The organism is Faecalicoccus pleomorphus DSM 20574 (assembly GCF_000420345.1).
GTDB classification, from domain to species: domain Bacteria; phylum Bacillota_I; class Bacilli_A; order Erysipelotrichales; family Erysipelotrichaceae; genus Faecalicoccus; species Faecalicoccus pleomorphus.
Genome location: NZ_ATUT01000001.1, coordinates 207,043 through 231,767, shown reverse-complemented (window position 1 = coordinate 231,767; position 24,725 = coordinate 207,043). Strand labels below are relative to the sequence as shown.

27 protein-coding genes and 1 other annotated feature (1 of these 28 running past the window's edge) are annotated in these 24,725 nt (G+C 39.5%); of the genes, 26 read left to right on the top strand and 1 reads right to left on the bottom strand.

Annotation, left to right across the window (positions count from 1 at the left end; translation table 11 throughout):
• Nucleotides 1-31: a binding site (T-box leader), on the top strand; it begins 160 nt to the left of the window's first position.
• Nucleotides 32-63: 32 nt separating this feature from the next.
• The 9 genes from alaS to holA all read left to right on the top strand — a co-directional run bounded on the left by alaS (nucleotide 64) and on the right by holA (nucleotide 8,765).
• Complete coding sequence (alaS, locus tag G413_RS0101110) at nucleotides 64-2,691, top strand: alanine--tRNA ligase (RefSeq protein ID WP_022789114.1); 2,628 nt, start codon at nucleotides 64-66, stop codon at nucleotides 2,689-2,691.
• Between the two features lie 100 nt (nucleotides 2,692-2,791).
• Complete coding sequence (locus G413_RS0101105; RefSeq protein ID WP_022789113.1) at nucleotides 2,792-3,043, top strand: IreB family regulatory phosphoprotein; 252 nt, start codon at nucleotides 2,792-2,794, stop codon at nucleotides 3,041-3,043.
• Nucleotides 3,043-3,468: a Holliday junction resolvase RuvX gene (gene ruvX / locus G413_RS0101100; protein WP_022789112.1), complete on the top strand. Its 426-nt coding sequence runs from the start codon at nucleotides 3,043-3,045 to the stop codon at nucleotides 3,466-3,468. Before G413_RS0101105 ends, ruvX begins: the two co-directional genes overlap by 1 nt.
• Before the next feature lie 34 nt (nucleotides 3,469-3,502).
• Nucleotides 3,503-3,757 (top strand): DUF1292 domain-containing protein, encoded by a 255-nt coding sequence (locus G413_RS0101095; protein ID WP_022789111.1) that lies wholly within the window; start codon nucleotides 3,503-3,505, stop codon nucleotides 3,755-3,757.
• A complete protein-coding gene (gene mltG, locus G413_RS0101090; RefSeq protein ID WP_022789110.1) occupies nucleotides 3,750-4,838 on the top strand; it encodes an endolytic transglycosylase MltG in 1,089 nt (362 codons plus the stop codon). The genes G413_RS0101095 and mltG overlap by 8 nt, the downstream gene beginning before the upstream one ends.
• Before the next feature lie 59 nt (nucleotides 4,839-4,897).
• Nucleotides 4,898-5,383 carry a transcription elongation factor GreA gene (greA, locus tag G413_RS0101085; RefSeq protein ID WP_022789109.1) on the top strand — a complete coding sequence of 162 codons (486 nt, stop codon included), beginning with the start codon at nucleotides 4,898-4,900 and terminating at the stop codon, nucleotides 5,381-5,383.
• A gap of 45 nt (nucleotides 5,384-5,428) precedes the next feature.
• Nucleotides 5,429-5,908: a ComEA family DNA-binding protein gene (locus G413_RS0101080; protein ID WP_022789108.1), complete on the top strand. Its 480-nt coding sequence runs from the start codon at nucleotides 5,429-5,431 to the stop codon at nucleotides 5,906-5,908.
• Nucleotides 5,909-6,099: 191 nt separating this feature from the next.
• Nucleotides 6,100-7,833 carry a ComEC/Rec2 family competence protein gene (locus G413_RS0101075; RefSeq protein WP_022789107.1) on the top strand — a complete coding sequence of 578 codons (1,734 nt, stop codon included), beginning with the start codon at nucleotides 6,100-6,102 and terminating at the stop codon, nucleotides 7,831-7,833.
• 2 nt (nucleotides 7,834-7,835) lie between these two features.
• Nucleotides 7,836-8,765 carry a DNA polymerase III subunit delta gene (gene holA, locus G413_RS0101070; protein ID WP_022789106.1) on the top strand — a complete coding sequence of 310 codons (930 nt, stop codon included), beginning with the start codon at nucleotides 7,836-7,838 and terminating at the stop codon, nucleotides 8,763-8,765.
• Between the two features lie 31 nt (nucleotides 8,766-8,796).
• Here holA and rpsT read toward each other — a convergent pair whose 3' ends face one another.
• Nucleotides 8,797-9,060 (bottom strand): 30S ribosomal protein S20, encoded by a 264-nt coding sequence (gene rpsT / locus G413_RS0101065; protein ID WP_022789105.1) that lies wholly within the window; start codon nucleotides 9,058-9,060, stop codon nucleotides 8,797-8,799.
• Nucleotides 9,061-9,170: 110 nt separating this feature from the next.
• On the opposite strand from rpsT, the gene fmt reads away from it, so the two are divergent.
• The 17 genes from fmt to recO all read left to right on the top strand — a co-directional run bounded on the left by fmt (nucleotide 9,171) and on the right by recO (nucleotide 24,672).
• Nucleotides 9,171-10,103 carry a methionyl-tRNA formyltransferase gene (gene fmt / locus G413_RS0101060; protein WP_022789104.1) on the top strand — a complete coding sequence of 311 codons (933 nt, stop codon included), beginning with the start codon at nucleotides 9,171-9,173 and terminating at the stop codon, nucleotides 10,101-10,103.
• Nucleotides 10,104-10,114: 11 nt separating this feature from the next.
• Nucleotides 10,115-11,917: a translation elongation factor 4 gene (gene lepA, locus G413_RS0101055; RefSeq protein WP_022789103.1), complete on the top strand. Its 1,803-nt coding sequence runs from the start codon at nucleotides 10,115-10,117 to the stop codon at nucleotides 11,915-11,917.
• Nucleotides 11,917-12,999: a radical SAM family heme chaperone HemW gene (gene hemW / locus G413_RS0101050; protein ID WP_022789102.1), complete on the top strand. Its 1,083-nt coding sequence runs from the start codon at nucleotides 11,917-11,919 to the stop codon at nucleotides 12,997-12,999. The genes lepA and hemW overlap by 1 nt, the downstream gene beginning before the upstream one ends.
• 87 nt (nucleotides 13,000-13,086) lie before the next feature.
• Nucleotides 13,087-13,353, top strand: coding sequence for a 30S ribosomal protein S15 (gene rpsO / locus G413_RS0101045; RefSeq protein ID WP_022789101.1), 267 nt, complete (start codon nucleotides 13,087-13,089; stop codon nucleotides 13,351-13,353).
• Nucleotides 13,354-13,421: 68 nt separating this feature from the next.
• Complete coding sequence (pnp, locus tag G413_RS0101040; RefSeq protein ID WP_022789100.1) at nucleotides 13,422-15,575, top strand: polyribonucleotide nucleotidyltransferase; 2,154 nt, start codon at nucleotides 13,422-13,424, stop codon at nucleotides 15,573-15,575.
• 231 nt (nucleotides 15,576-15,806) lie between these two features.
• Nucleotides 15,807-17,183, top strand: a complete 1,377-nt coding sequence (gene pepV / locus G413_RS0101035; RefSeq protein ID WP_022789099.1) for a dipeptidase PepV — start codon at nucleotides 15,807-15,809, stop codon at nucleotides 17,181-17,183.
• 8 nt (nucleotides 17,184-17,191) lie between these two features.
• Nucleotides 17,192-17,836, top strand: coding sequence for a tRNA (guanosine(46)-N7)-methyltransferase TrmB (gene trmB, locus G413_RS0101030; RefSeq protein WP_338066695.1), 645 nt, complete (start codon nucleotides 17,192-17,194; stop codon nucleotides 17,834-17,836).
• The gene (locus tag G413_RS0101025) at nucleotides 17,820-18,149 is read left to right on the top strand and encodes a thioredoxin family protein (RefSeq protein ID WP_022789097.1); all 330 of its coding nucleotides are present in this window, start codon (nucleotides 17,820-17,822) and stop codon (nucleotides 18,147-18,149) included. Before trmB ends, G413_RS0101025 begins: the two co-directional genes overlap by 17 nt.
• A 2-nt stretch (nucleotides 18,150-18,151) precedes the next feature.
• Nucleotides 18,152-18,793 carry a hypothetical protein gene (locus G413_RS0101020; protein ID WP_022789096.1) on the top strand — a complete coding sequence of 214 codons (642 nt, stop codon included), beginning with the start codon at nucleotides 18,152-18,154 and terminating at the stop codon, nucleotides 18,791-18,793.
• 15 nt (nucleotides 18,794-18,808) lie between these two features.
• A complete protein-coding gene (locus tag G413_RS0101015; RefSeq protein WP_022789095.1) occupies nucleotides 18,809-20,119 on the top strand; it encodes a UDP-N-acetylmuramate--L-alanine ligase in 1,311 nt (436 codons plus the stop codon).
• Nucleotides 20,120-20,258: 139 nt separating this feature from the next.
• A complete protein-coding gene (locus tag G413_RS10595; protein ID WP_022789094.1) occupies nucleotides 20,259-20,630 on the top strand; it encodes a hypothetical protein in 372 nt (123 codons plus the stop codon).
• Entirely contained in the window at nucleotides 20,627-21,208 is a 582-nt protein-coding gene (locus G413_RS0101005) for a hypothetical protein (RefSeq protein ID WP_022789093.1), read from the top strand. The genes G413_RS10595 and G413_RS0101005 overlap by 4 nt, the downstream gene beginning before the upstream one ends.
• A 3-nt stretch (nucleotides 21,209-21,211) precedes the next feature.
• Complete coding sequence (locus tag G413_RS0101000; RefSeq protein ID WP_022789092.1) at nucleotides 21,212-22,219, top strand: LacI family DNA-binding transcriptional regulator; 1,008 nt, start codon at nucleotides 21,212-21,214, stop codon at nucleotides 22,217-22,219.
• A gap of 51 nt (nucleotides 22,220-22,270) precedes the next feature.
• Nucleotides 22,271-22,726, top strand: coding sequence for an rRNA maturation RNase YbeY (ybeY, locus tag G413_RS0100995; protein WP_027968964.1), 456 nt, complete (start codon nucleotides 22,271-22,273; stop codon nucleotides 22,724-22,726).
• Entirely contained in the window at nucleotides 22,707-23,051 is a 345-nt protein-coding gene (locus tag G413_RS0100990; protein ID WP_027968963.1) for a diacylglycerol kinase family protein, read from the top strand. The genes ybeY and G413_RS0100990 overlap by 20 nt, the downstream gene beginning before the upstream one ends.
• Nucleotides 23,052-23,063: 12 nt before the next feature.
• Nucleotides 23,064-23,960, top strand: coding sequence for a GTPase Era (gene era / locus G413_RS0100985; protein WP_022789090.1), 897 nt, complete (start codon nucleotides 23,064-23,066; stop codon nucleotides 23,958-23,960).
• Nucleotides 23,950-24,672, top strand: coding sequence for a DNA repair protein RecO (recO, locus tag G413_RS0100980; protein ID WP_022789089.1), 723 nt, complete (start codon nucleotides 23,950-23,952; stop codon nucleotides 24,670-24,672). The genes era and recO overlap by 11 nt, the downstream gene beginning before the upstream one ends.
• The last annotated feature ends 53 nt before the right edge of the window (nucleotides 24,673-24,725 follow it).

The following is a 24,725-nucleotide window of genomic DNA, read 5'->3' as shown; positions in this document are numbered from 1 at the left end:
AGGATGGTACCGCGTTGATAACGTTCCTAGAGATAGGGACGTTTTTTTTATTGGAGGAAAGAAATGAAACAGTTAAGTGGAAATCAAATTCGACAGATGTTCCTGGACTACTTTAAAGAAAAAGGACATATGATCGAACCGGGCGCCAGCTTGATCCCCAACAACGATCCAACTTTATTATGGATCAATGCGGGAGTTGCCGCTTTGAAAAAGTATTTTGACGGTAGTGAAAAACCGCGTTGTAATCGCATTGCCAATGCACAGAAGAGCATTCGTACCAACGATATCGAAAATGTAGGGAAAACAGCACGTCATCATACATTCTTTGAAATGTTGGGAAACTTTAGTATTGGAGATTACTTTAAAGAAGAAGCCATTCCTTTCGCATGGGAATTCTTGACGAGTGAAAAATGGATGGGCATCGATAAAAATCGTTTGTATGTTTCGGTTTATACAGATGATGAGGATGCGTATCGCATTTGGACTGAAAAATGTGGTGTAGATCCAAAACACATCTTGAAAACGGATGATAACTTCTGGGAAATCGGTAAAGGGCCGGGTGGACCGGACTCTGAGATTTTCTTCGATCGTGGTGAAAAATATGATCCGGAAGGCTTGAGAGAACGTCTGTTCTTTGAAGAATTGGAAAATGATCGATATGTTGAAGTATGGAATATCGTATTCTCTCAATACGATTGTGATCCTTCTATCGATCGTAAAGATTATAAAGAATTGCCACAGAAAAATATTGATACCGGTATGGGCTTGGAGCGTTTGGTTGCCTTGATTCAGGATGGCGAAACAAACTTTGATACCGATTTGTTCTTACCGATTATTCATGCGACGGAAAAACTGGCCAAACATCCGTACGAGGGTGAATATAAAATGGCTTATCGTGTTATTGCCGATCACATTCGTACTGTAACCTTTGCGTTAAGTGATGGTGCCAACTTCTCAAACAGTGGTCGTGGCTATGTTCTTCGTCGTGTGCTTCGTAGAGCGGTTCGCTATGGCTTGAAGTTAGGATTGGAGGATGCGTTCTTATATAAGCTTGTTCCGGTTGTTGCCGATACGATGCAGGACTTCTATCCGTATTTACAGGAGCATGTGGAATTTAACCAGCGTTTGATCAAAATAGAAGAGGATACTTTTAAAAAGACTTTGAAAAATGGACAGGCTTTACTGGATGAGGAAATTCGGAAAGCGCAGAATGGTAAGCTTTCCGGTGAAATTGTCTTTAAGCTGTATGATACTTATGGGTTCCCATTTGAGTTGACACAGGAAATTGCTCAGGAAAGTGGTTTGGAAGTGCTTCGTGATGAATTTGATGCCCAGATGCAACTTCAAAAAGAACGTGCTCGTAATGCCCGTAATACCAAAGAATCTTTTGCTTCGCAACATGTAGATTTGATGGAATTCACACAGGAAAGTCAATATATTGGATACGATCATTTGGAATGTGATGGAACGATTATCGCTTTGTTCAAGGATGGAAAGCGTGTGGATGCCTTAGAAGAGGAAGGCCAGATCATCTTAGATACGACCTGCTTCTATGCCGAAAGTGGTGGACAGATTGCGGATACAGGTGTTTTAGAAGCCGATGGAATCAAAGCACAGGTACTGGATGTACAAAAAGCACCAAATAAACAAAACCTGCTGCAGGTCAAGTTGGAACAAGGCGTTTTAAAAGAGGGCATGACATTACATCAGGTAGTAGATTCCAAAAAACGTGCTGCCATTACAGCTAATCACTCCTGTACGCATTTGTTGCAGAGTGCTTTAAAACAAGTAGTCGGAAGTCATATTTCACAGGCTGGTTCTTATGTTTGTGAAGATTACCTGCGTTTTGACTTCAATCATTTTGAAAAGCTGAGCAAAGAACAGCTGGTAGAAATTGAAGACTTGGTTAACCAGTATATCGATGCCAACTATACCGTTACCAAAGAAGTTATGGATATTGAAGATGCCAGAAAATCCGGAGCTACAGCTCTGTTTAATGAAAAGTATGGTGATCGTGTTCGTGTTGTAACGATGGGTGATGTTTCCAAAGAATTCTGTGGTGGATGCCATGTGGATCATACTTCACAGATTGGTTTGTGCAAGATTACCAGTGAAGAAAGTATCGGGTCAGATATTCGTCGTATAACGGCCAAGACTAAATATGCCGCTTATAAAGAATGTGCGCATCAGCAGGCACAGTTGGAACACATTGCCAAGAGTGCCAAACAGAAGAGCACTAAGGAAATTGAACTGAAAGTTGATTCTTTCCTGGAACAGATGCATGCGCTGCAAAAGGAAAATGAAAATTTGAAGAATCAGATTTTTGCGTTAAAGTCCAAAGAATGGATCCTGGAAGCTAAAGAATGTGGATCTATCAAAGCTTTGATCAAAAAGGTACAGGGCATGGATACTTCGGCTTTAAAGGATATCGTTTCCAATTTAAAGGGCCAGGATGAAAATATCGTATGTTTCTTTGTGAATGTAAATGACAATAAAGTTGTCTTTGTTGCCGGAGCTGGAAAAGAAGCGGTGAGAAAAGGTGTGCATGCCGGTAAACTTGTTAAACAGGCTGCCATGCTATGTGATGGTAACGGCGGTGGAAAACCGGATATGGCACAGGCCGGAGGAAAGGACATTTCCAAGGTCGATGAAGCCATGAAACTGGTAGAAAATACATTAAAAGAGATCTAATGTGGGGATTGGGATCACCAATCTCCTTTTTATTGAATCGTTTGTGTTTTCATTTTATTTTGAATCGTGTATAATTACTCGTAGCAAGGAGTGTGATAGTATGAAAGATATTACAGAAACTATGACATTTACTACCGAAGAGATTCGTCGAGAAAATATAAAGGGGGTCTTGCGTGAAGTCTCTGAGGCGTTGGAAGAACGTGGTTATAACTCGGTGAACCAGATTGCCGGTTATTTGATTTCTAACGATCCGGCTTATATTTCATCGCATAAAAATGCGCGTAATCTGATTCAGCGCATTGAACGATATGAAATCATTGAAGAGCTGGTTCGCGCATATTTGGAAAAATAATGGCACGTATCATCGGTTTGGATCTTGGAAGCGTTACTTGTGGGGTTGCGATCAGTGATGCGACAGGATTGGTGGCAAGGACCTTGAAAACGATCCGTTTTCCATCGGAAGATTATGATATCTGTTTTGATGAGGTATTGGATCTTTTAGAAAAGAATCAAGTTAAAAAAGTCGTGCTTGGTTTACCAAAGCATATGAATGGGGATATAGGCACACGGGCCGAGATATCGATTCAGTTTGCCGAAGAATTAAAGAAAGAGGGTTACGATGTAACCCTATGGGATGAGCGCTTGACGACAGTCAGTGCAACGCGGATCCTTTTAGAAGGTGATGTTTCCCGAAAAAAGCGGAAGAAGATCATTGATCAGCTGGCAGCGGTTGAGATTCTTCAAGGGTATTTAGATCAACAAAATGGGGGAGTTTAAACATCCCTATTTTTTTTGGAAAGGAAACAAAATTATGTTAGATTCAAATTGTTTGTATGTACAGGATGAAAACGGAAATGAAAAAAAGATGACTATTCTTTTTACTTTTGACAGTGAAGACAAAAAGAAACAGTACGTTGTTTTTCAGGATGCTGACCATGATACAGAAGAAGTATTTGCCTCCTGTTATGACGATCAGGGAAATTTATATCCGATTGAAAGCGAAGAAGAGTGGGAAATGGTAGAGGAAGTGATCAACACCTTTGCCGAGGACGAGGAAAATGCCTAAACAAAGAAAAAAGCGAAAGGCTTTATGGCCTCGAATCCTGCTGGTTATCGTATTGTTGCTGGGGATTGCCGGTATTGGTACATTTATTTATGTGCGCATAAATTTAGAAGCGGTAGGAAATGGAGAAGAAGTCATTTCTTTTGAAATCACAGAAGGAGAAACCTTTGATTCTGTCTTGACCTCATTAAAAGAACAACACTTGATTCGCTCTGATTCCGTAGCTAAGCTGTATGCTCGTTTTACGGGAATGAATCAGTATTATGCCGGTCTATTTGAGTTAAACGATGGCATGAGCACCATAGAGATCTTATCGTACATCGGAAATCAGGAAAATGCCAAACAGGAAGAAAAACGATTGACAGTACCGGAAGGAACATGGGCCAAGGAAGTAGCCGCTTCGATTTCCAGCCTGTATCCATCTTACAGCACCGATGAGATTCTATCTTTGTGGAATGACAGCGAATATATTCAAACATTGTCAAAGGATTATGCCTTTTTGGATGCGGATGCTCTTAACAACGATAACTATAAAGTGAAGCTGGAAGGGTATTTGTTCCCGGAGACATATTTCTTAGCGAATGATGCCGATCTGGATACGATCACACGTACAATGCTGGATCAGTTTAATATTTTCTATGAAGAACATAAATCAGCTTTTGAAAATAGCTCTTACTCGGTACATGAACTGGTAACACTTGCCAGTGTCGTTCAGTTTGAGTCCGGGACTAAACAAGATATGCCCGCGATTGCCGGTGTCTTCTACAACCGTTTAAATCAGGATATGCGTTTGGAATCCAGCGTTACTGTGTGCTATGCGTTGTATGATCAGTTTGATGATCCACAGGATTGTGAAACACAAACGGATGTGGATTCTCCATATAATACATATCTGAATAACGGACTGCCGGTTGGACCTATTTTAAATCCTGGAGGAGATGCCTTACTTGCTGTATTAGAACCGGAATCTTCAGAGTATTTATTTTTTGCGGCCGATATTCATGGTGATGGTAAGGTGTATTATTCCAAGACGTATGAGGAACATCAGCGCATTTGTGAAGAGCTGGGTCTGATCTTGAATTAAGGATTGAAAAAAACAGTGGGTATGCTATAATCACAATGCAATCAAGGAGTGAATAAACAATGGAAAATGATAAATTTTATGTCACCCAGGAAGGGTATAATGATCTTGTCAAAGAGCATGAAAATCTAGTTCAAAATGTCCGTCAGCAGGTCATCGTTGAACTACAGGAAGCCCGTGCACAGGGGGACTTGTCGGAAAACGCGGATTACGATGCAGCCAGAGATCATCAGGCGCAGGTAGAAGCTCGTATTCGCGAATTGGAGACAATGATCAAAAATGCGGAGATCATCGAAGAATCTGATGGTAAGAAAAAGAAGAAAAATGCTGTTGTGAAGTTGGGATCGATTGTGACATTGGAAGATTTACAGGATCATGTAGAGAACACATTCTCTATCGTAGGTTCAATTGAAGCTGACCCATTAAACGGAAAGCTTTCCAACAATACGCCATTGGCTGAAGCTATTTTGGATCACAAAGTTGGAGAGACAGTAACAGTTACACGTGTCGAAGAACCATATAAAGTAAAAATTTTAAGTATAAAGTAATAGTTTTTCAAATTTTATACGTATATAAAAGAAGGGTGATATATTATGAAAAGAGCTCTTCTTTTTTTGTTATTTGTGTTTTGTCTCTGTTTTGCGTACTGGAATCGATATCAGCCGGTTTCTTTGGATTTAGTCGCACCAACGATCAAGAAAGCAGAGATAAAGGGAGAAGTCAACAAACCAGGGATTTATTCCATCAAGTGGGAAGCTACAATACAAGATCTCATTGAGGAAGCAGGTGGACTTACCGAGGAAGCGGACGTACAAAATTTGACATTGTTAGAAAATGTGGAACCGGACAGTACGATCATGATTCCATCTTCAAAAGAAACAGCGCATTTAATTTCAATAAACTCTGCTTCCAAGGAAGAACTTTGCCGTCTGCATAGAATCGGTCCGGCCATGGCCGATCGCATCATTGCTTATCGTCAAGAAAAGCCGTTTTCTACGCTGGAAGAAATTATGAACGTCAAAGGGATTGGGCCTAAACTGTTTGAAGCCATTAAGAATCAGATTTCGCTATGAAAAGGAATGTGTTCTTTCTTGCGGTTGGTTTCTGGCTTTCGTTAGCAATAAAGGATATATACTTTCTACTTATTCTCTTTGTGTGTGGTTTGTTTTTGTTTTGTGCAACTAACACAAAGTATTTGGGTATCCTTGTACTTTGGATAATGGTATGTCTAGTTTCTTTGTGCTTTTATCCTATGCGGCCGACAATGCCAAAACCTGGTACGTATGTGGTAGAGGAAATAAAGGCTAATTATGCGATTGCCTCGGATTCTACAACAAAGATTCTCTTATATGATCTTCAAGATGCAGATTATGGTGATCAATACTATATAAAAGAATTTAAACGTGTGCATTCCTTGAATAATCTTTCGTTATTTTCCTTTGAACAGTATCTTCAGACGTCCGATATTTATTATCAGGGAATTGTTCATAAAGATTCTCTGGTTCAAAAGGGAAGGTCTTTACGCAGTGATGTATATCGTTTTATTCGTCATCATTCTTCGTCTTTACAAGGATTTTTATATGGCATTTATAAGGAAGATACACCGGATTTAGTCATGCGCTTATCGCTTCCATTGATGGCTTTGTTCTATTTTGTAGAGAAAGCTTTGAAACGGTTTGTATCGTCTTCAGGGATAACTCTATTCATGATCTTGATAGGACTCTTATGTGGCCTGATGTTTGTTTTTACAGCCTCTTTATGTCGTTATATTTGTCAGAAAATTTCTCGTTATTTCTTTAAGGATTGGGAATATCAATTTGCCTGTACGACCTTTTTATTTCTACTTTTGATGCCGCAAAAAGCACTTTCCTTTGCCTTTGTTCTTCCGTCTTTGTTTTCACTGACAGTCGTTTTATGTTCGGGCTCAGTACAAAGATGGTTGGTACGTAGGCTTCTTTTATTCGGACTTTCATTTTTATACTTTCAAGAAATTGATGGATTCAGCTTTCTTTGTTTTAGCTGGCTGCATAAATGGAGCGGTATCGTATTGTTGCTGGCATGTGTTGGATTGTGGTTTCCGGCAGTGGATATTTCAACATACTGGACTGCATTTGCGAATGCTCTTCCTTCTTTTACGTGGTTTTATGATGCCGGTTTCTTATTTTTATTGGTATGGTTGACCGCTTGTTTTGGATTACTTTTTTATCGCAAACAGAGAATAACTGTACTATTATCGGTCACAACGATGCTGGCGCCTTTTGTTTTACCATATTGTGATCCTTTCTTTAGAGTGACGGTCTTTTCCATCGGACAGGCGGACTGCACTTTGATCACAGAACCTTTTTTGCGATCAGCCGTATTGATTGACTGTGGAGAAAATATCATGCATCCGGACAATATGGAAAAAGTAGTATTGCCATATCTTCAAAAGAAGCATATCAACAGAATTGATACGGTTATTTTGACTCATGAAGACTTTGATCATATCGGTGGCATTGAAACTTTAAAGGAGCATTTACAGATTGATACGATCATTACGCAGCCTTTTCAAAAAATCAATGTTTCGTATCCGTTTTATTCACTGTTGGAAAATCGTGATGCGAAAGAAGAAAACGATAAAAGTATCATCTCTTATTTTACTTATGATGATCAGAACTATTTATGGATGGGCGATGCTTCAAGAATGATCGAAAAACAGTTGCTTCACCAATATCCGAATCTAAAAGCCGACATTCTAAAAGTAGGACATCATGGTTCTAAAACCAGTTCTTTACCAGACTTTTTGTATCACGTGCATCCACAACTTGCTTTGATCTCTTCTGGAAAAGGCAATCGATACGGACATCCCGATCTTGAGGTACTCAATAATTTACAGAAAGCAGGCATTGATACACTGAATACTGCAGATGCGGGGATGATACAAATTTCCAGCTTTCATGGTTTACATTTTTTTCAAACAGGGAATCATATTTTTGGTATAATTGGTTCGGTGATTTAAATATGTTCTATATCGTATTTGGTGATGATACAAGTCGTATTCATCAAAAGGTAGATGTGATAAAAAGAAAACACAAGATTCAAAATATCGTGCGTTTAGATGCAATGGTGCAAACACAGGAGGAAGTCCTGCAGGAGATGGACAGTATTTCCATCTTTGATGAGGCTAAGATGATCTGTCTGGAGCATTGTACATTCCTGTCGTCGAAAAATACCACGCATTATGACATTGAATCGTTTTTAAAAAGAAATGGGGAGGATGGCTATGTTCTTGTTTTGATTTGTGAAAGTGCCAAGCTGGATCAAAGAAAAAAAGCGGTAAAACAGTTGATGGAAATTTCCACAGTGTATAGTTGTATTGCCTTAGATGAACAAAGTCAGAGAAGCTATATTCAGGAGCATATCAAGAAAGAACAGCTGCATATGGATGCGGATGCTCTGCGATGGTTTTGTCAAAGAGTCGGCCTGGATGCGATGCGAATTGACTCAGAGATCTATAAATTAAAAACGTATGGAGATGTGATTCATTTAGAAGACGTACAAGCATTGGTTACGCCGGAGCCGGTCAACGATGTTTTTAAGATGGTAGATGCGCTGTTTTCCAAAAACGGGGTTCGTTTATTAGCTTTTTATCGAAACTTTCGAAAACAGAATATGGAGCCGGTAGCAATCATCGGATTGTTGGCATCACAGGTTCGCTTTTTATTTCAGGTTCGAGTTTGCATGGATCAGGCGATGACAAAAGAGGAGATCGCTTCGTTTTTAAAGGCGCATCCTTATCGGGTGCAGATCAATATGAAAAAGGCACAATCTTTTACCAGCGAGGAATTATTGGATCAGTTAGAAACCTTGGCTACATTGGATCAGGAAATGAAAATGGGGCGTATCGATAAGGATGAAGGTTTTGAGAACATGATCTTAAAATGGATGTAAAAAAAAAGAGTTTCCCAAGCGGAAACTTTTTTTACTGAATATGGTTGATAGCTGTAGCCAAACGTGATTTCTGTCGGCTGGCATAGTTCTTATGATGTACGCCTTTAGCGACAGCTTTATCAAGCTTTGAACAACATTCGTTGTATGCGGCAACTGCTGCTTCTTTATCCTGAGCTTCTACAGCAGCTAAAACTTTTTTAATGGAAGTTTTTAAAGCCGTTTTTTTGGATACAACTAATTTGTGCGCTTTGTTATTTGTTTTAACACGTTTCTTTTGCGATTTAATTTGTGGCATGGCTTGCACCTCCTGACTTAAATTGCTTTTGAATTATAACAAAATATTGTTCTTAATGCAACACAAGTTCAAAAAAATAGGGTATAATAGCCAAGATTGGAGGAATGGATATGAAAAAAGTACGTACCGTTTTTATGGGAACCCCGCAAATCGCCTGTACTGTATTAGAAAATATGATAGAAGCTGGTATCGATATCGTACTGGTGGTGACACAGCCGGATCGAAAGGTAGGTCGTAAGCAGAAGGTTACTTATTCGCCGGTCAAGGAATGTGCTTTGAATCATGACATTCCTGTGTTCCAGCCATATCGTATCAAGGAGGAGTATCAGGCTGTTTTGGATGCCAAGCCGGAACTGATCGTGACTTGTGCATTTGGACAAATCGTACCGGATGTGATCTTAGAAGCACCGGTTTATGGTTGTGTGAATCTTCATGGTTCTATATTGCCAAAATATCGAGGGGCGGCGCCGATTCAAAGGGCCATCTGGGATGGTGAAAAAAAGACTGGCATGTCTTTGATGAAGATGGTTTCGGCTATGGATGCCGGACCGGTTTTTGATACCGAGGAAATCGTGATTGAGCCAATGGAAACATCGTCCGGCTTATTTGAAAAGATGGCACTGGCGGCCAGTCGCTTGTTGATAAGAGATTATGATGCGATCTGTTCTAAGGATGCACACTATGTGGAACAGGATGAATCAATGGTAACCTTTGCGGCCAAGATTGAAAAAGAAGATGAAAAGATCGATCTTTCCAAAGATGATGAAGCCATTCTTTGTCAGATCAATGCTTTATCGCATGCGCCGGGAGGCTACATTGAAGTCAATCACAAGAAGTTTAAGGTTTATAAAGTAGATTATAAACAACAGGAAGTTAAGGAGCCTTTTGTTTGGTTAGGTAAAGTGGATCAAGGCTTTGGTTTAAGTCTTCACCATGGCATTTTGATCATTCAACAGTGCCAAATGGAAGGAAAACCGGTTGTTTCCGGTCTGGATTTTGCCAATGGACAAGGACAAAATCTAAAAGGGAAACGCGTCAGTTAAGGAGTGGTGAAATGGATCAGAAGAATATACGAAATTTTTCAATTATTGCACATATCGATCATGGCAAATCCACATTGGCCGATCGTATTTTGGAATTAACAGATACTGTGGAAAAAAGAGAGATGAAGGATCAGATCTTAGATTCTATGGATCTGGAAAGAGAAAGAGGTATTACGATCAAATTGAATGCGGTTCAGCTGATTTATCATGCCAAAGATGGACAGGACTATGTTTTTCATTTGATCGATACACCGGGCCATGTCGATTTTAGCTATGAGGTTTCTCGCTCTTTAGCTGCCTGTGATGGAGCTGTCCTTGTCGTTGATGCGGCCCAGGGGGTACAGGCACAAACCTTGGCTAATGTTTATCTGGCTTTAGAAAACGATCTTGAGATTTTACCGGTTTTAAATAAAGTCGATCTTCCCAGCGCACAACCAGATGTTGTCAAAGAGGAAATTGAAAATCTTATTGGTTTAGATTGCAGCGATGCGGTAGAGATCAGTGCTAAATCCGGCTTACATGTCGATCAGGTACTGGAGCAGATTGTGCATAAGTTACCGGCACCCAAAGGTAATAATGATGCACCGCTTCAAGCCCTGGTATTTGACAGCCTTTATGATTCTTATCGTGGTGTTATTGCCTTTATCAGTGTCAAAAATGGAACGATCAAACCGAAAGATAAGATTCGCTTTATGGCAACCGGCGCCGAATATGAGGTCATAGATGTTGGCGTTCGTACACCTAAGGAAGTTATTAAATCCGAACTTGTGACCGGTGAAGTCGGTTGGGTGAGTGCGGCCATCAAAAATATCGAGGATGTACGTGTCGGTGATACGATTACCAAAGTGGAACAACCTTGTGAAGTGGCTTTGCATGGGTATCGTGAAATGAATCCAATGGTTTATTGTGGACTCTACCCGGTGGATAACGCTCGTTATGATGATCTAAAAGAAGCTTTATCCAAATTAAAATTGAATGATGCTTCTTTGCGTTTTGAGCCGGAGACATCCCAGGCTTTAGGCTTTGGCTTCCGCTGTGGCTTTTTAGGACTTTTACACATGGATGTGGTCGAGGAGCGATTGGAAAGAGAATACAATTTGGATTTGATTGCCACATCACCTTCCGTAATTTATCATGTCTATAAAACGGATGGAACGATGTTGGAAATCGACAACCCGGCTGCTTTGCCGCCAACACAAAATATCGATCATATCGAAGAGCCTTATGTACGCGCTGAAATCATGGTGCCAAAGGATTATGTAGGCGCCATGATGGATTTGTGTCAGAAAAAACGAGGCGAGTACATCGATCTGCAGGTGATTGATGATCTTCGTATGAACATGGTTTATGAATTACCTTTAAGTGAGATCATCTATGATTTCTTTGACAAAATGAAATCTTATACTAAGGGTTATGCCAGTCTGGATTATCATTTTAGTGGTTATAAAACAAGTGCTTTAGTAAAAATGGATATCTTATTGAATGGACAAATCATCGATGCCTTAAGTACGATCGTGTTTAAGGATTTTGCCTATAATCGTGGCAATGCGATGACCATCAAGTTAAAAGACATCATTCCTAAGCAGCAGTTTGAAATTCCGGTACAGGCAGCCATTGGTGGAAAGATCATTGCCCGTACCAATATCAAAGCGCTGCGTAAGAATGTATTGGCCAAGTGTTATGGTGGGGATATCTCTCGTAAAAAGAAACTGTTGGAAAAACAGAAAGAAGGAAAGAAGCGTATGAAGAAAGTGGGATCGGTAGAAATTCCCCAGGAAGCTTTCATGGCTGTTCTTTCTATGGATGATCAATAATGGCGGATGCGTGTTATGTCCATGTTCCGTTTTGTAGAAGCATCTGCTATTACTGTGCATTTTGTCGCTGGATCTACGATGAAAACAGAATAGATCCATGGTTGGATCAGATTCAAAAAGAAGTTCATGCAAAATCGATATCGCATTTAAAGACGTTATATTTTGGAGGGGGAACACCAAACTCTCTTTCAGAGTCTTCGTTTATCAAACTGGCTTCTTTCTTTAAGCCGTATTTAGATAACAATTATGAATGGACGGTAGAGTGCAATCCAGAGTATGTGACACAGGAACAGGCCGCTTTGTATCAGAAGCTGGGTGTTAACCGAATCAGTCTTGGTGTTCAGACATTTTCGAATACAAAGCTGCAGGCTATTGGTCGAACACATTCTATAAAACAAGTTACTGATGCGATTTCTTATTTTAAGAAAGCCGGTATCCATAATATCTCCATTGATTTGATCTATGCTTTACCAAATCAGACTTTAGAGGAAGTGAAAGAGGATTTGGCACATACGTTCGCGTTAGATGTAAAACATCTTTCCATTTATTCTTTACAGATCGAGGAAAATTCTGTTTTTGGCAAATGGCATATTTTGCCCTGTGATGAAGATTTGGAAGCGGATATGTATGAAACTGTCGTTTCGGCATGTGTTGAACATGGATTTGAACATTATGAAATCAGCAGCTTTGCCAAAGAGAAAGCTTATTCTCTACATAATCTTCATTATTGGTCGGATCAGGATTTTTATGGTATTGGCTGTGGGGCATCCGGTAAAGAAAATGGATTGTTGTATGAAAACACAAAGGATATGCAGACGTATTTAAAAGAAGGTCCCAATCCTGTTTATTTGGAAGAGGACAATGCTTTTGATGCGATCATGATGGCATTACGAACGAGTTTTGGATTAAATGTTGATCAATGGCAACAAAAGTATCAGAAGGATTTTCATACGATCTATCAAAATGTATTGCGAAAATACATGCCGGAATACCTTGTTTATGAAAAACCGTATTTAAAACCGACACCAAAGGGAATGGAGATTTTAAATACGATTTTAGTTGATTTCCTCGATGTAAACTGATATAGTATTTTTGCTTTTGGTCTAAGAACAAGGAGACTTCCGACCTTATTCCTGGATCATTAGAACACAATACAGGAGGAAGAAAAAATGTTATTGAAAGCAGAAAAACAGGCTATTATGAAAGAATATGCCACACATGAAGGAGATACAGGTTCTCCGGAAGTTCAGATTGCGGTATTGACAGCACAGATCAACCGTTTGACAGAACACTTCAAGGAACACAAACATGATTATCATTCTCAAAGAGGTTTGATGAAAATGGTTGGTCGCCGTAAAAACATGTTGGCATATTTGAAGAACAAAGATTTGGAACGTTATAAATCTTTGATCTCTCGTTTAGGTCTGAGAAAGTAATCGAAAGATTACTTTTTTTTGTTGTCCGATTATGTTACACTAACAATCGGTATAAAGAGAGGTAAAATATGGCGAAACAAGAGTTTCATTTAGATTTCTGTGGTCGGGGGATCACAGTGGAAACTGGTGAGATTGCCAAGCAGGCAGATGGCGCCGTTATCGTGCGTTACGGAGATACCGTTACGTTATCAACCGCTTGTGCATCGAATCAGGCAAAGGAAGGAATTGATTTCTTTCCGCTAACAGTCAGTTTTGAAGAAAAGTTATACTCCGTAGGGAAGATTCCGGGAGGTTTTTTACGAAGAGAAGGACGCCCAAGTGAGCATGCGACTTTAACGGCTCGTATGATCGACCGTCCGATCCGTCCTTTGTTTGCGGAAGGCTTCCGTAATGAAGTACAGGTCGTAAATACGGTTTTAAGTGTAGATCAGGATTGTTCACCGGAAATGGCGGCTATGTTTGGGGCCAGCCTTGCCTTGTGCATCAGTGATATTCCATTTAACGGCCCGATTGCCGGTGTAAAAGTCGGTCGTGTCAACGGGGAACTGATTTGTAACCCAACCGTTGAACAGGCTGCTGCCAGTGATATCGATCTTACGGTTGCCGGTACCAGCCAGGCTTTGAACATGGTGGAAGCCGGGGCCAAAGAGGTCAGTGAAGAAGATATGTTACAGGCATTGATGTTTGGACATGAACAAATCAAAAAGCTTTGTGCCTTTCAGGAAGAAATTGTAAAAGCCTGTGGTAAAGAAAAACGCGAAGTGACGTTATATGCAGTTGATGAAACATTAGATAAAGAAGTTCGTGAAAACTTTGAAGCAAAAATCCGTGAAGCTGTATCCATCAAAGAAAAATTGGAACGCTACGGAAAAATTGATGAATTGACAGAAGAAGCAGTAGAGATGATCTCTGCCAAGGAATACGATTCTGAAAAAGAATTGAACAATGCCGTAAAACAGACAAAAGAAATTTGTCGTGGTATTGAAGCCGATGAAGTTCGTCGTTTAATCATTGAAGACAAAGTGCGTCCGGATGGTCGTGCTATCGATGAAATTCGTCCATTAAATTCACAGGTCGATTTATTGCCAAGAGTTCATGGTTCTGCCTTGTTTACACGTGGGGAAACGCAGGTATTATCTACCACAACATTAGGGGCTATTAACGAAAACCAGATCATTGATGATTTGACAGAGGTTGAAGCTAAGCGTTTCATGCATCATTACAATTTCCCACCATACTGTGTCGGAGAAACCGGACGTATGGGAAGTCCGGGACGTCGTGAAATCGGACATGGAGCTTTAGGAGAACGTGCTTTGTTGCAGGTATTACCAAGCTTAGATGAATTCCCTTATACGATTCGAACCGTTGCCGATGTTATGGAAAGTAACGGTTCCAGTTCTCAGGCTAGTATTTGCGCCGGAACGATGTCTTTGATGGCAGCCGGTGTTCCGATCAAGGCGCCGGTAGCCGGTATTGCGATGGGGCTGATCATGGATGATAACTCCGGTAAATATACAGTATTAACGGATATTCAGGGTATGGAAGATCACTTTGGTGATATGGATTTCAAAGTTGCCGGTACTACAAAAGGGATCACTGCCTTACAGATGGATATCAAGGTGACTGGAATCACAAAGGATATTTTCGAAGAAGCACTGGCACAGGCGCACAAAGCCCGTCTGGAAATCTTGGATAACATGTTGGCATGTATTCCGGAACCAAGAAAGGAATTAAGTCCATATGCTCCTAAGATTGCGATGATGAACATTGATCCAGATAAGATCAAGGATGTCATTGGTCCAGGTGGAAAAATGATCAATGAGATCATTGCGGCTTGTGACAATGTCAAGATCGATATCGATGATGACGGAAAAGTTGTGATCTATCATCATGACTATGATACGATCAACAAAGCTAAAGAAATGATTTCTAATATCGTTCGTGAAGCTAAAGTTGGTGATGTCTATACCGCAACAGTCGTTCGTATCGAAAAATTTGGTGCATTTGTCAACTTGTTTGGTAATACGGATGGATTATTGCACATCTCCAAGATTTCTCATCACCGTGTAGAAAAAGTGGAAGATGTCTTAAAGATCGGCGATACGATTGATGTCAAGGTTACTGAGATCGACAACAAAGGTCGTATCAATGTCAGTGCCAAAGCACTGCTTCCAAAACCAAAGGAAGAACCGAAAAAAGAACAGAAAGAAGAATCGAACTAGGATTGCAGAGTGCAATCCTTTTTTTGTAAAAAGTGAATTTATTGGATTTCAGTTATAATATCAAAAGCAAATGTAAACATTTTTATTTTTTGAAATTCTTCTAAATAGCGATAAATAGTAGAGATTTTAATGATCAGGAATTTTTATAAAACGTAATAGAAGATAATTGTCATTCCTGTTTATAGTCGATTTGAAATGTGTTAAAATACCAAAGAGAGGTGGAACTAACATATGGATTTTTTGAAATTTGCACAAGAAAAACAAGAGGATTTTCTTAAAGATTTGAATACATTGGTTTCTATAGAATCAACACGTGATCTATCCACAAAAGCAGAAAATGCACCTTTTGGTAAGAAATGCCGAGAAGCGTTGGATGCGATGTTGGAGATGGGAAAACGTGATGGTTTTGTGACAAAAGATATTGATGGCTATGCCGGTGTCATTGAATATGGAGAACAAAAAGATACATTAGGTGTATTGGGTCATCTGGATATCGTTCCAATCGGGGATGACTGGACAAAAGATCCGCTGAAAGTTACTGTCAATGACGGCTATGTATTTGGTCGTGGTGTCATGGATGATAAAGGACCGGCTTTGGCTGCTTATTATGCGCTAAAGATCATTAAAGAACAAAACATTCCTTTAAAGCGCAGGGTCATGTTGATTACCGGATGCGATGAAGAAAGCGGAATGGAGTGTATGGACTATTATAAAGAACATGCGGAAATTCCACAGATGGGATTTGTACCGGATGCCGATTTCCCAGTCATCTATGGAGAAAAAGGTGGTCTGCATGTAGTCCTGGAATCGCAGGATGAAAGCGTCATCCAGTCTTTTCATGCCGGCAGTCGACCTAATATCGTGATTGGAAAAGCGGATTGTACACTTGTCTCCATCAATGATAAACAAAAAGAAGAGTTTGCTTATTATTGTAAAGTCAACGGTCTGCAGGGAAGCATTGAAGGCAATACGATTCATATTGATGGTGTTTTTGCCCATGCAGCTATGCCATGGTTAGGGGTAAATGCAGCAGTCCACATTTTGAATTTTGTTGGTCAGTCCTTTGATGATCAACTTGCCAAGGATTTATATCATATCTTACAAGACTGGCAGGGAAAACCGGTTGGGATTTATAAAAATGGTTTATATATGTCTTTCTTGACGATGAACACAGGTATTGTCGATATTGAAGATGGTAAAACACGTATTTTGATTGATATTCGTTATCCAAACGATACTGATGCGAAATCGATTATGGAAGGCTTTGATGCGACATGTGCTTCTTTATCCTCCAACATTCGTGCGATCATGGAGAGTGATTCTAAACCGTTGTTTGTCGATCCTCAATCCAAGTTGGTTACGGATCTGATGGCGGTTTATCAGAAATACACGAAAGATACGTTCTCCTGCGCCTTTACATTGGGTGGAGGAACTTATGCTCGTAAGTTTGAAAATTTTGTATCTTATGGACCGGTCTTGCCAAACGAAGTAAAAACGACCGATCAATTTGTCGGAGAATGTCATCAAAGAGATGAAGGAATTAAATTGGAGAATTTGATACAGGCTATCGCTATTTATGCCGATGCGATTGTATCTTTGTGTAGTTAATCATGCGAATGCGTAAAGTAAAGTGGGCTGTGGAATACTTATCCGACAGTCAGAAGCTAGTCAGCCATCCCGAAGAAAAAAAATCTTTATGGAAGGGACAATATCGCCTGCTTCATGTAGAGATTGGTTGCGGTAAAGGGAACTATTCGTTAGAAATGGCACGTAAATATCCGGATGAACTGTTTGTGGCTATTGAAAAGAATGAGAGTGCAGCTGGTATTGCGGCAAAGAAATTTGATGAGGCCATGGAGGTGAAAAATCTTTTCTTGATTCATGGAGATGCTTCTTTGATCGATACATGGTTTGCCAAAGAAGAGGTCGATATACTTCATCTAAACTTTAGTGATCCATGGCCGAAAAAACGATATGCGAAGCGAAGATTGAGCAGTGCTTCATTTCTGCAGCAATATCAGTCGATCTTATCTAAGTACGGACAGATCCAGATGAAAACAGATAATGAAAAGTTGTTTGAATATTCTGTTCTGGAGTTTTTGAAAGCAGGCTTTTTATTGGATGATTTATGTGTGAATTATCGAAGAGAGCCGCATGAAGAAGATGCGATCACCGAATACGAAGAAAAATTTATTGCTAATGGGCAGCCTATCTATCGCTGTGTATTCAAAAAGGAGAAGGAAAATGAAACAGATTCATAATGAACAGGAATTTAATACCGCTATTCAAAATGATAAAATCAGTGTCATCTTATTTACGACCAAATGGTGTGGTGACTGTATGTTTATCAAACCATTTATGCCAAGTGTCGAAGCGGCATATGATGCCTATGATTTTTATGAAGTAGACCGTGATGAAATGATGGATCTGGCACAAGAACTGGAAATCATGGGAATCCCAAGCTTTGTCAGCTTTAAAAATGGAAAAGAAGTTTCTCGTTTTGTCTCTTCACTGCGAAAGACCAGACCGGAAATTGAAGCATATCTTGATGCGTTAAAGGATGTGGAGGAATAAACATGTTTAAAGACTTAATGCAAGCTATTTTTACTGAAGAAGTAGAGCCGGAAGAAGAAGTAAACGAGCCTGTTCAAAAGGAAGAGACGACTGTTTCCAATGTACAGGTACAACAATCGCAGGAATCAACTTTTGTTGAGCCGCAGATTCATTTGGAACCACAGACAGAAGATGTACAGATCGCAAGCTTTGGTCAGACTCCTGCAAGCACAGAACCCAAAAGTACGATTTTTACGGGATTGGATGTTGACAGTGTAGCAAGCGAAGAGCCGCGTCCAAGAAAAAAAATGTATCATTTCGATCGCTCTAAAACCAAAAAAGTGCGCAGAACTCAGGAGGATTTGGAATATACACCTATTATTTCTCCGATTTTTGGGAATATGGAAGAGTCAAAAAAAGATACGTCCAAGGTGCATAATGCGATTGATTTGAGTAAACCGGAGCAGTTGGAAGACTATATGACAGTTCTTTCACCGATGTACGGAGATCGACCGGGGGTAACACCAGTGGTACAGAATATTCCAAAGATGGAACCGGCACAAAAAGAAGTCAAGAGCAAGGATCGCGGATATTCTCTGGATTCGATGTTAGAAAAACCGGAAAAGAAAGAAAACAAGCAAGCCACTTTGTTTTCAAAAGACTGATTCGAGGTGAGTCAAGTGGCCTATCATTTTATCGGAATCAAAGGTACAGGAATGGCAGCTTTAGCCAGTATTCTTTATGATGAGCATAAAGAGGTTACGGGAAGCGATATTGAAAAATATATCTTTACACAGGATGAACTGGAAAAAAGAGGCATTGCGATCACGACCTTCGATGCCAGTCATATTCATGATCATGATACATGCATTATCGGACTTTCGTTTGATGAGACCAATCCGGAAGTTAAAGCTGCTATGCAGAATCCAACGGTAAAGACATATTACTACAATGAATACCTGGGAAAATTGTTGGAGTCTTATGCGTCCATCAGTGTGGCAGGAACGCATGGAAAATCAACGACGACGGGAATTTTGGGGCATGTCTTGCCACAGCTTTTACCGACGGGATATTTGATTGGTGATGGACATGGACATATGCCGGAGGATGCGAAATATTTTGTATTGGAATCTTGTGAGTTTCAACGACATTTTTTAGCATACCATCCAGATTATGCACTGATTACTAACATTGAGTTGGATCATGTTGATTATTATAAAGATATGGATGATTATCTCGATGCGTTTCAATCTTTTGTCAATCAGACAAAGAAGCACTGTGTCATTTTTGGAGATGATCCATATTTGCCAAAATTATCGTATTCGGTGCCTGTTACGACATATGGTTTACAAGAGGGAAATGATTATCAGGCTGTAAATATTGAACAAGGTCCTTTTGGAATGCACTTTGATTGTCTATATCAGGGCAAGGTTTTAGCACATCTAGAATTAAGCGAGGTCGGTGATCCCTTCCTGCAGGATGCCTTAGGTTGTTTTGCCTTATGTCATGTGTTAGGAATGCCTGTAAATGACATTGTCAAAGGATTAAAGACTTACCAGGGAATTGCCCGCCGTTTTGTCATTGAAAAAGTCAAGGATAGTGTATTGATCGATGATTATGCACATCATCCGACTGCCATTCGCTACATGATCGATTCTGCACGAAAGAAATATCCGGAAAAGAAGGTTATTGCCCTGTATAAGCCGGATCGTTATTCCAGGCTGCAATACTTCCTTCAAGATTTTGCCGACAGCTTAAATACGGCTGATCAAGTTGTATTGTGCGATTTCCCTAAAAATGCGCAAAGAGAAGGTGAAAGTATTACAGTTACGATTCAAGATCTTTTAGATTTATGTCCGAATTCTATCTTATTGGATATCGATGAAAAATCAGCAGAGGTCTTAAAAGAGATGGCACCGGCTGTCTATGTCTTTATGTCCAGTAAGGATATTTACCTATTAAAGGATAAATTAGCAAGTCTTCTAAAATAGTATCGTTTATAGACGCCTTTAGGGTGTCTTTTTTCAACTCCGTCTTTATTTTAAAGCGTTTTCAAGATTTATGAAAATTTTTTCAAAAAGAAATGGTCTTCCTTCCTTGTAAATGTTATAATAATTCTGAGGTGATATTTTGACTGTAAATGAATTTTTTTCTACGGTTGCGATGGTTGCAGGTTGGATCTTACCTGTGCTGGGTATCGTTGTTTTAGTATATGTGATTTTGATCTTAAAAGAGCTTTTACAAACGGTAAAAAGCGCTACTCGAACCTTAGATACAACCGAACAGCAGCTCCGTAAGCTGGATGCTCCTCTTTCTACAGCAGAGAATATCTCACATACGATCGACGAAGTACATGAAACTACGAAAAAAGCCGTAAAGACAGCAGCCAGTACCGTAGTCAAGAATGTAGATCAGATTAAGAACTGGTTCAATACGAAGAAGGAGCCGGTCATGGATACAGAACCTGTAAATGCAGCATCAGATAAGGAGGATGAATCATGAGTGATGAAAACAAAAGCGCTGAAGTTGTTCAGGAATTAGAAAATGAAGCGATGAATCAGCTGGAGACGCTGAAGGAAGACAACAACAAAGAAAATGAGGAAGTAATTCAGGATGCCAAGGAAAAGATCAAGGCTATTTTTGAAGATCTGCAGGAATGGATCAAAGAAAATACAGAACCGGAGAAAGTCAAAGAAGGTTTAAACAAGGCTAAAGATGAAACGGTAAAGGTCTTGAAGGCGACAAAGGAAAAAGCATTGGAAATCAGCAATTCAGAGCAGTTCAAGAATACAGTTTCAGCCGGGAAAGACTTTTTAATTGGGGCTGGTGTTTTGATTGGAGATGGTATCAAAGCCGGTGCTGATGCCTTGATGAAAAACGATAATATCAAAAACTTTGTGAACACGGCCGATGAAAAACTGGATGTATTAAGAGAAAGTGAAGGTTTGAAAAATGCCGTGGATTCTGCGGAACAAATTACACAAAAAGTAGGAGATGCGGTATTTAGTGGAATCCGTAAGTTCCTTGATAAAAAAGATCGTACAACTTCCGATTCGGGGATACAGGAGGATGGAGAATAAGCTATGAAACGTATAACGATTTATGATGTGGCCAAGGAAGCTGATGTTTCTTTGGCTACGGTCAGCCGAGTCATTAATGACAGCAATGTGGTTCGTGAAGACACTAAACAAAGGGTACAGGAAGCCATTGAAAAGTTAGGCTACAAGCCCAATGCGATTGCACAGGGACTTGCCTTATCCAAAACAACGACCGTATCAATCGTCATGAGTGAAAAACTGTTTGCCTATAATGGAAAAATTTTAAATGGTTTGATGGATGTGGCAAAGATCTATAACTACAACATCATGTTCCACACGACATCACAGGGCATTTCTAAAATGCAGGATGTGATCGAATCCATTATCAAATCCCATGTCGATGGTGTTATTTTATTCAATGATAATTTCTCAGAAGATGAGATGGAAGTCTTGCAGGAATATCAGATTCCAATGGTTGTCGTTGGTTCTTTGTTGCCGGAAACCAAAGTCAACAATGTAGGCAATGTCTATGTCGATTTTGAAAAAATGGCTTATGAAATGGTCAATGAATTGTTCGATAAAGGCATCAATGATATTTCGCTGGTAGAGGACAAGTTAAATTTAAGTATGATGGAACAGATGCGATCTGGAATTGAACGTGCTTTCCATGATCACGGAACTGAGTTTAAAAAATACATTTCGTATGATGAAACATATAAAAGCTCTTATAATTTCTTGACTGAATACTTTAAGACCAATAAACCAAGTCAGTTTGTGTTTACATTTAGAGATTCTCAGGCTATTGCGGTATTGAATTCCTGTCAGGAAGCCGGATATAAGATTCCGGATGACTGCCAGCTTGTATGTGTTCTTAATAATAAGTATCTTTCCATGACACGACCAAATATCTCAACCTTTAACATTCCGGAGTATGATATGGGGGCCGTATCGATGCGTTTATTGACAAAAATGCTGGTGGATGATGAATCTGTACGTGAAAACAAAAGCATTGAATTAGGATATTCTTTTATACCTAAAGGAACGACAAAGTAAGGACTATAGATTTGAATAGTCCTTTTTTCATGTTTGGTGTATAATTCTTATATGGAAATAGTAATGATCAATGAAGCAAAAGATAAAAGTATTTATCGCTATAAGAAAGATTATCAAAGGATTTTAGAACGAGCTTGTTCCATTCTGCATCGTAATCACGATTATACATTAAGTGTCATTTTTGTGACACCGGAAAGGATCCATGAGATCAATAAAGAATATCGCAACATCGATCGCAGTACGGATGTAATTAGCTTTGCTCTGCAGGATGATAGCTCCAACATCGTTTTGGAAGAAGAGGAAAACGAATTAGGAGATATCTTCATCAATGTGGAAGCTATCAGCGCACAGGCAAAGGAGTATGGACATTCTAAACGAAGAGAAGCCTGTTTTCTTTTCTGTCATGGCCTATTACATCTGATGGGTTATGATCACATGTGTCCAAAGGATGAAAAAGAGATGTTTGATTTACAGGATGTGATACTGGATGAAGTGGTTCAAAGGTAGGTTTAAATATGCGTTTAGCGGTCTGCGCTATGCGATTTGTGATAAAAGCATAGCTCTTCAAATGCTATTTGGCCTGCTAGTGATCCTGTTTGGCTTGTTGCTTGGATTTACTGTACAAGAATGGTTTTGGATCCTTTTATGTATTGTGCTTGTTGTAGTTGGAGAAATCATAAATTCTTGTATCGAACAGCTTGTCGATTACATTTCTTTAGAACATACCAAACAGGCAAAACAGATCAAGGATATGGCAGCAGGCGCTGTCTTTTTACTGAGCCTTTTCAGTGCTTTTATTGGATTTGTGATCCTTATTCAAAAAATAATTTAGAAAGGAACGAGTATGACATATAAATCAGGTTTTATTGCGATCATCGGAAGACCCAACGCCGGGAAAAGTACGCTTTTAAATGCATTATTGCGAGAAAAAGTGGCCATTATGTCTGATAAACCTAATACGACAAGAAACAATATTGCCGGTATCTTAACCCAGAAAGATGCCCAGTTTGTTTTTGTGGACACACCGGGCATTCATAAACCGCAGCAGCAGTTGGGACGTGTTTTAAACAAGAATGCGTATATGGCCATGGAGGACTGTGATTGTCTGGCATGGATCGTTGATGGCACACAACCCTTTGGCAAAGGCGATTCGTTTATCCTGGAGCGTATACAATCTTTACATAAGCCTTGTTTTCTTCTGGTCAATAAGATCGATCATCTTTCAAAAGAGAACATGATCAAAGTGCTGATGGATTGGCAAAATAAATATGACTTTCATGCCATCATTCCAATCAGTGCGCTCAAAAAAGAAAACTTGCATGAGCTGTTACAAGTATTGAAACAAGCTCTTCCCGAAGGAATGGCTATGTACCCGCAGGAGATGATCAGTGATCATGATGAGAATTTTCAAACGACGGAGATCATTCGTGAGAAAATTTTATTTGTGACCAAAGAGGAAATTCCACACAGCGTTGCGGTCGTACTGGAAAATCGCAGGATGGAAGGAAGTCGTCTGCATCTGCAGGCAATGATCATTGTTGATCGTGATTCCCAAAAAGGGATATTGATCGGAAAACAGGGAAGTATGATCAAGAAGATTCGTCTTGCGGCACAAAAAGAACTCAAGGAAAAATTTGGTTGTCCGGTGGATTTGGAATTATATGTTCGCGTAGAGAAAAACTGGCGAAATAAAGAACAAAAAATTAAAGAATTCGGATTGGATGAGCTAAATGACGATTAAAACGACCGGCATTGTTTTAAAGGTTCAAGATTATAAGGAAAAAGACGGGCTGGCATGGATGTTGACACAGGATCAAATCGTTTCAGTTCGAGTACGAGGCATCCAGAAAGAAGGGTCCAAGCTTAGAAGCGGATGTCAGCCTTTTTTATATGCGACATGGCACATCGAAGAAAGAAATCAGGGACCGGGATTGTTGATACATGCCACACCAATTTGTTTCTTTTATCGCGTAATGGAGGATCTAACTATACAGGCTTTTAGCTTTCTTTTACGCGATATTTTATTAAAGACTAAGTCTAGTCCCTTGTTGTTGGAAGCTTTTTTGGAATATTTAAAAGCGGTTCAGGACCAAAGAAATTCTGTCTTTGCTTATGGTTGTTTTGTATTAAAAGAAATCTTATGTGCAGAAGGTATTCAGCCATTTGTCGATGGTTGTACTCTTTGTCATCGAAAAGATGCTTTAGAAACGCTAAGTATCAAAGACGGTGGTTTTTTATGTCATTATTGTAATCAAAATGGCATAAAAATGTATAAATCGGACATGAGAAAAGTTTATCTTTTATTTAAGGCTTCTTCGAAAAATATCGATGTTTTAATTGAAAACTGTCATTTTGAAATCAAAGACTGCATCTTTTGGGCGGATTGGTATGAACGATTTGAACAAACTCATCTGGCTGGTTTGAAATTTTTAAAGACAGTAGTTGACTTATAGAGAAAATAGCTTTATGTAAAGCATATTGTAGAATTGAATCAGATTTTGTATAA

Excerpts from the sequence above, each read along its gene's own strand:
- alaS (WP_022789114.1), top strand. The coding sequence starts at position 64 with ATGAAACAGTTAAGTGGAAATCAAATTCGACAGATGTTCCTGGACTAC.
- G413_RS0101105 (WP_022789113.1), top strand. The coding sequence starts at position 2,792 with ATGAAAGATATTACAGAAACTATGACATTTACTACCGAAGAGATTCGT.
- ruvX (WP_022789112.1), top strand. The coding sequence starts at position 3,043 with ATGGCACGTATCATCGGTTTGGATCTTGGAAGCGTTACTTGTGGGGTT.
- G413_RS0101095 (WP_022789111.1), top strand. The coding sequence starts at position 3,503 with ATGTTAGATTCAAATTGTTTGTATGTACAGGATGAAAACGGAAATGAA.
- mltG (WP_022789110.1), top strand. The coding sequence starts at position 3,750 with ATGCCTAAACAAAGAAAAAAGCGAAAGGCTTTATGGCCTCGAATCCTG.
- greA (WP_022789109.1), top strand. The coding sequence starts at position 4,898 with ATGGAAAATGATAAATTTTATGTCACCCAGGAAGGGTATAATGATCTT.
- G413_RS0101080 (WP_022789108.1), top strand. The coding sequence starts at position 5,429 with ATGAAAAGAGCTCTTCTTTTTTTGTTATTTGTGTTTTGTCTCTGTTTT.
- G413_RS0101075 (WP_022789107.1), top strand. The coding sequence starts at position 6,100 with ATGCCAAAACCTGGTACGTATGTGGTAGAGGAAATAAAGGCTAATTAT.
- holA (WP_022789106.1), top strand. The coding sequence starts at position 7,836 with ATGTTCTATATCGTATTTGGTGATGATACAAGTCGTATTCATCAAAAG.
- rpsT (WP_022789105.1), bottom strand. The coding sequence starts at position 9,060 with ATGCCACAAATTAAATCGCAAAAGAAACGTGTTAAAACAAATAACAAA.
- fmt (WP_022789104.1), top strand. The coding sequence starts at position 9,171 with ATGAAAAAAGTACGTACCGTTTTTATGGGAACCCCGCAAATCGCCTGT.
- lepA (WP_022789103.1), top strand. The coding sequence starts at position 10,115 with ATGGATCAGAAGAATATACGAAATTTTTCAATTATTGCACATATCGAT.
- hemW (WP_022789102.1), top strand. The coding sequence starts at position 11,917 with ATGGCGGATGCGTGTTATGTCCATGTTCCGTTTTGTAGAAGCATCTGC.
- rpsO (WP_022789101.1), top strand. The coding sequence starts at position 13,087 with ATGTTATTGAAAGCAGAAAAACAGGCTATTATGAAAGAATATGCCACA.
- pnp (WP_022789100.1), top strand. The coding sequence starts at position 13,422 with ATGGCGAAACAAGAGTTTCATTTAGATTTCTGTGGTCGGGGGATCACA.
- pepV (WP_022789099.1), top strand. The coding sequence starts at position 15,807 with ATGGATTTTTTGAAATTTGCACAAGAAAAACAAGAGGATTTTCTTAAA.
- trmB (WP_338066695.1), top strand. The coding sequence starts at position 17,192 with ATGCGTAAAGTAAAGTGGGCTGTGGAATACTTATCCGACAGTCAGAAG.
- G413_RS0101025 (WP_022789097.1), top strand. The coding sequence starts at position 17,820 with ATGAAACAGATTCATAATGAACAGGAATTTAATACCGCTATTCAAAAT.
- G413_RS0101020 (WP_022789096.1), top strand. The coding sequence starts at position 18,152 with ATGTTTAAAGACTTAATGCAAGCTATTTTTACTGAAGAAGTAGAGCCG.
- G413_RS0101005 (WP_022789093.1), top strand. The coding sequence starts at position 20,627 with ATGAGTGATGAAAACAAAAGCGCTGAAGTTGTTCAGGAATTAGAAAAT.
- G413_RS0101000 (WP_022789092.1), top strand. The coding sequence starts at position 21,212 with ATGAAACGTATAACGATTTATGATGTGGCCAAGGAAGCTGATGTTTCT.
- ybeY (WP_027968964.1), top strand. The coding sequence starts at position 22,271 with ATGGAAATAGTAATGATCAATGAAGCAAAAGATAAAAGTATTTATCGC.
- G413_RS0100990 (WP_027968963.1), top strand. The coding sequence starts at position 22,707 with ATGAAGTGGTTCAAAGGTAGGTTTAAATATGCGTTTAGCGGTCTGCGC.
- era (WP_022789090.1), top strand. The coding sequence starts at position 23,064 with ATGACATATAAATCAGGTTTTATTGCGATCATCGGAAGACCCAACGCC.
- recO (WP_022789089.1), top strand. The coding sequence starts at position 23,950 with ATGACGATTAAAACGACCGGCATTGTTTTAAAGGTTCAAGATTATAAG.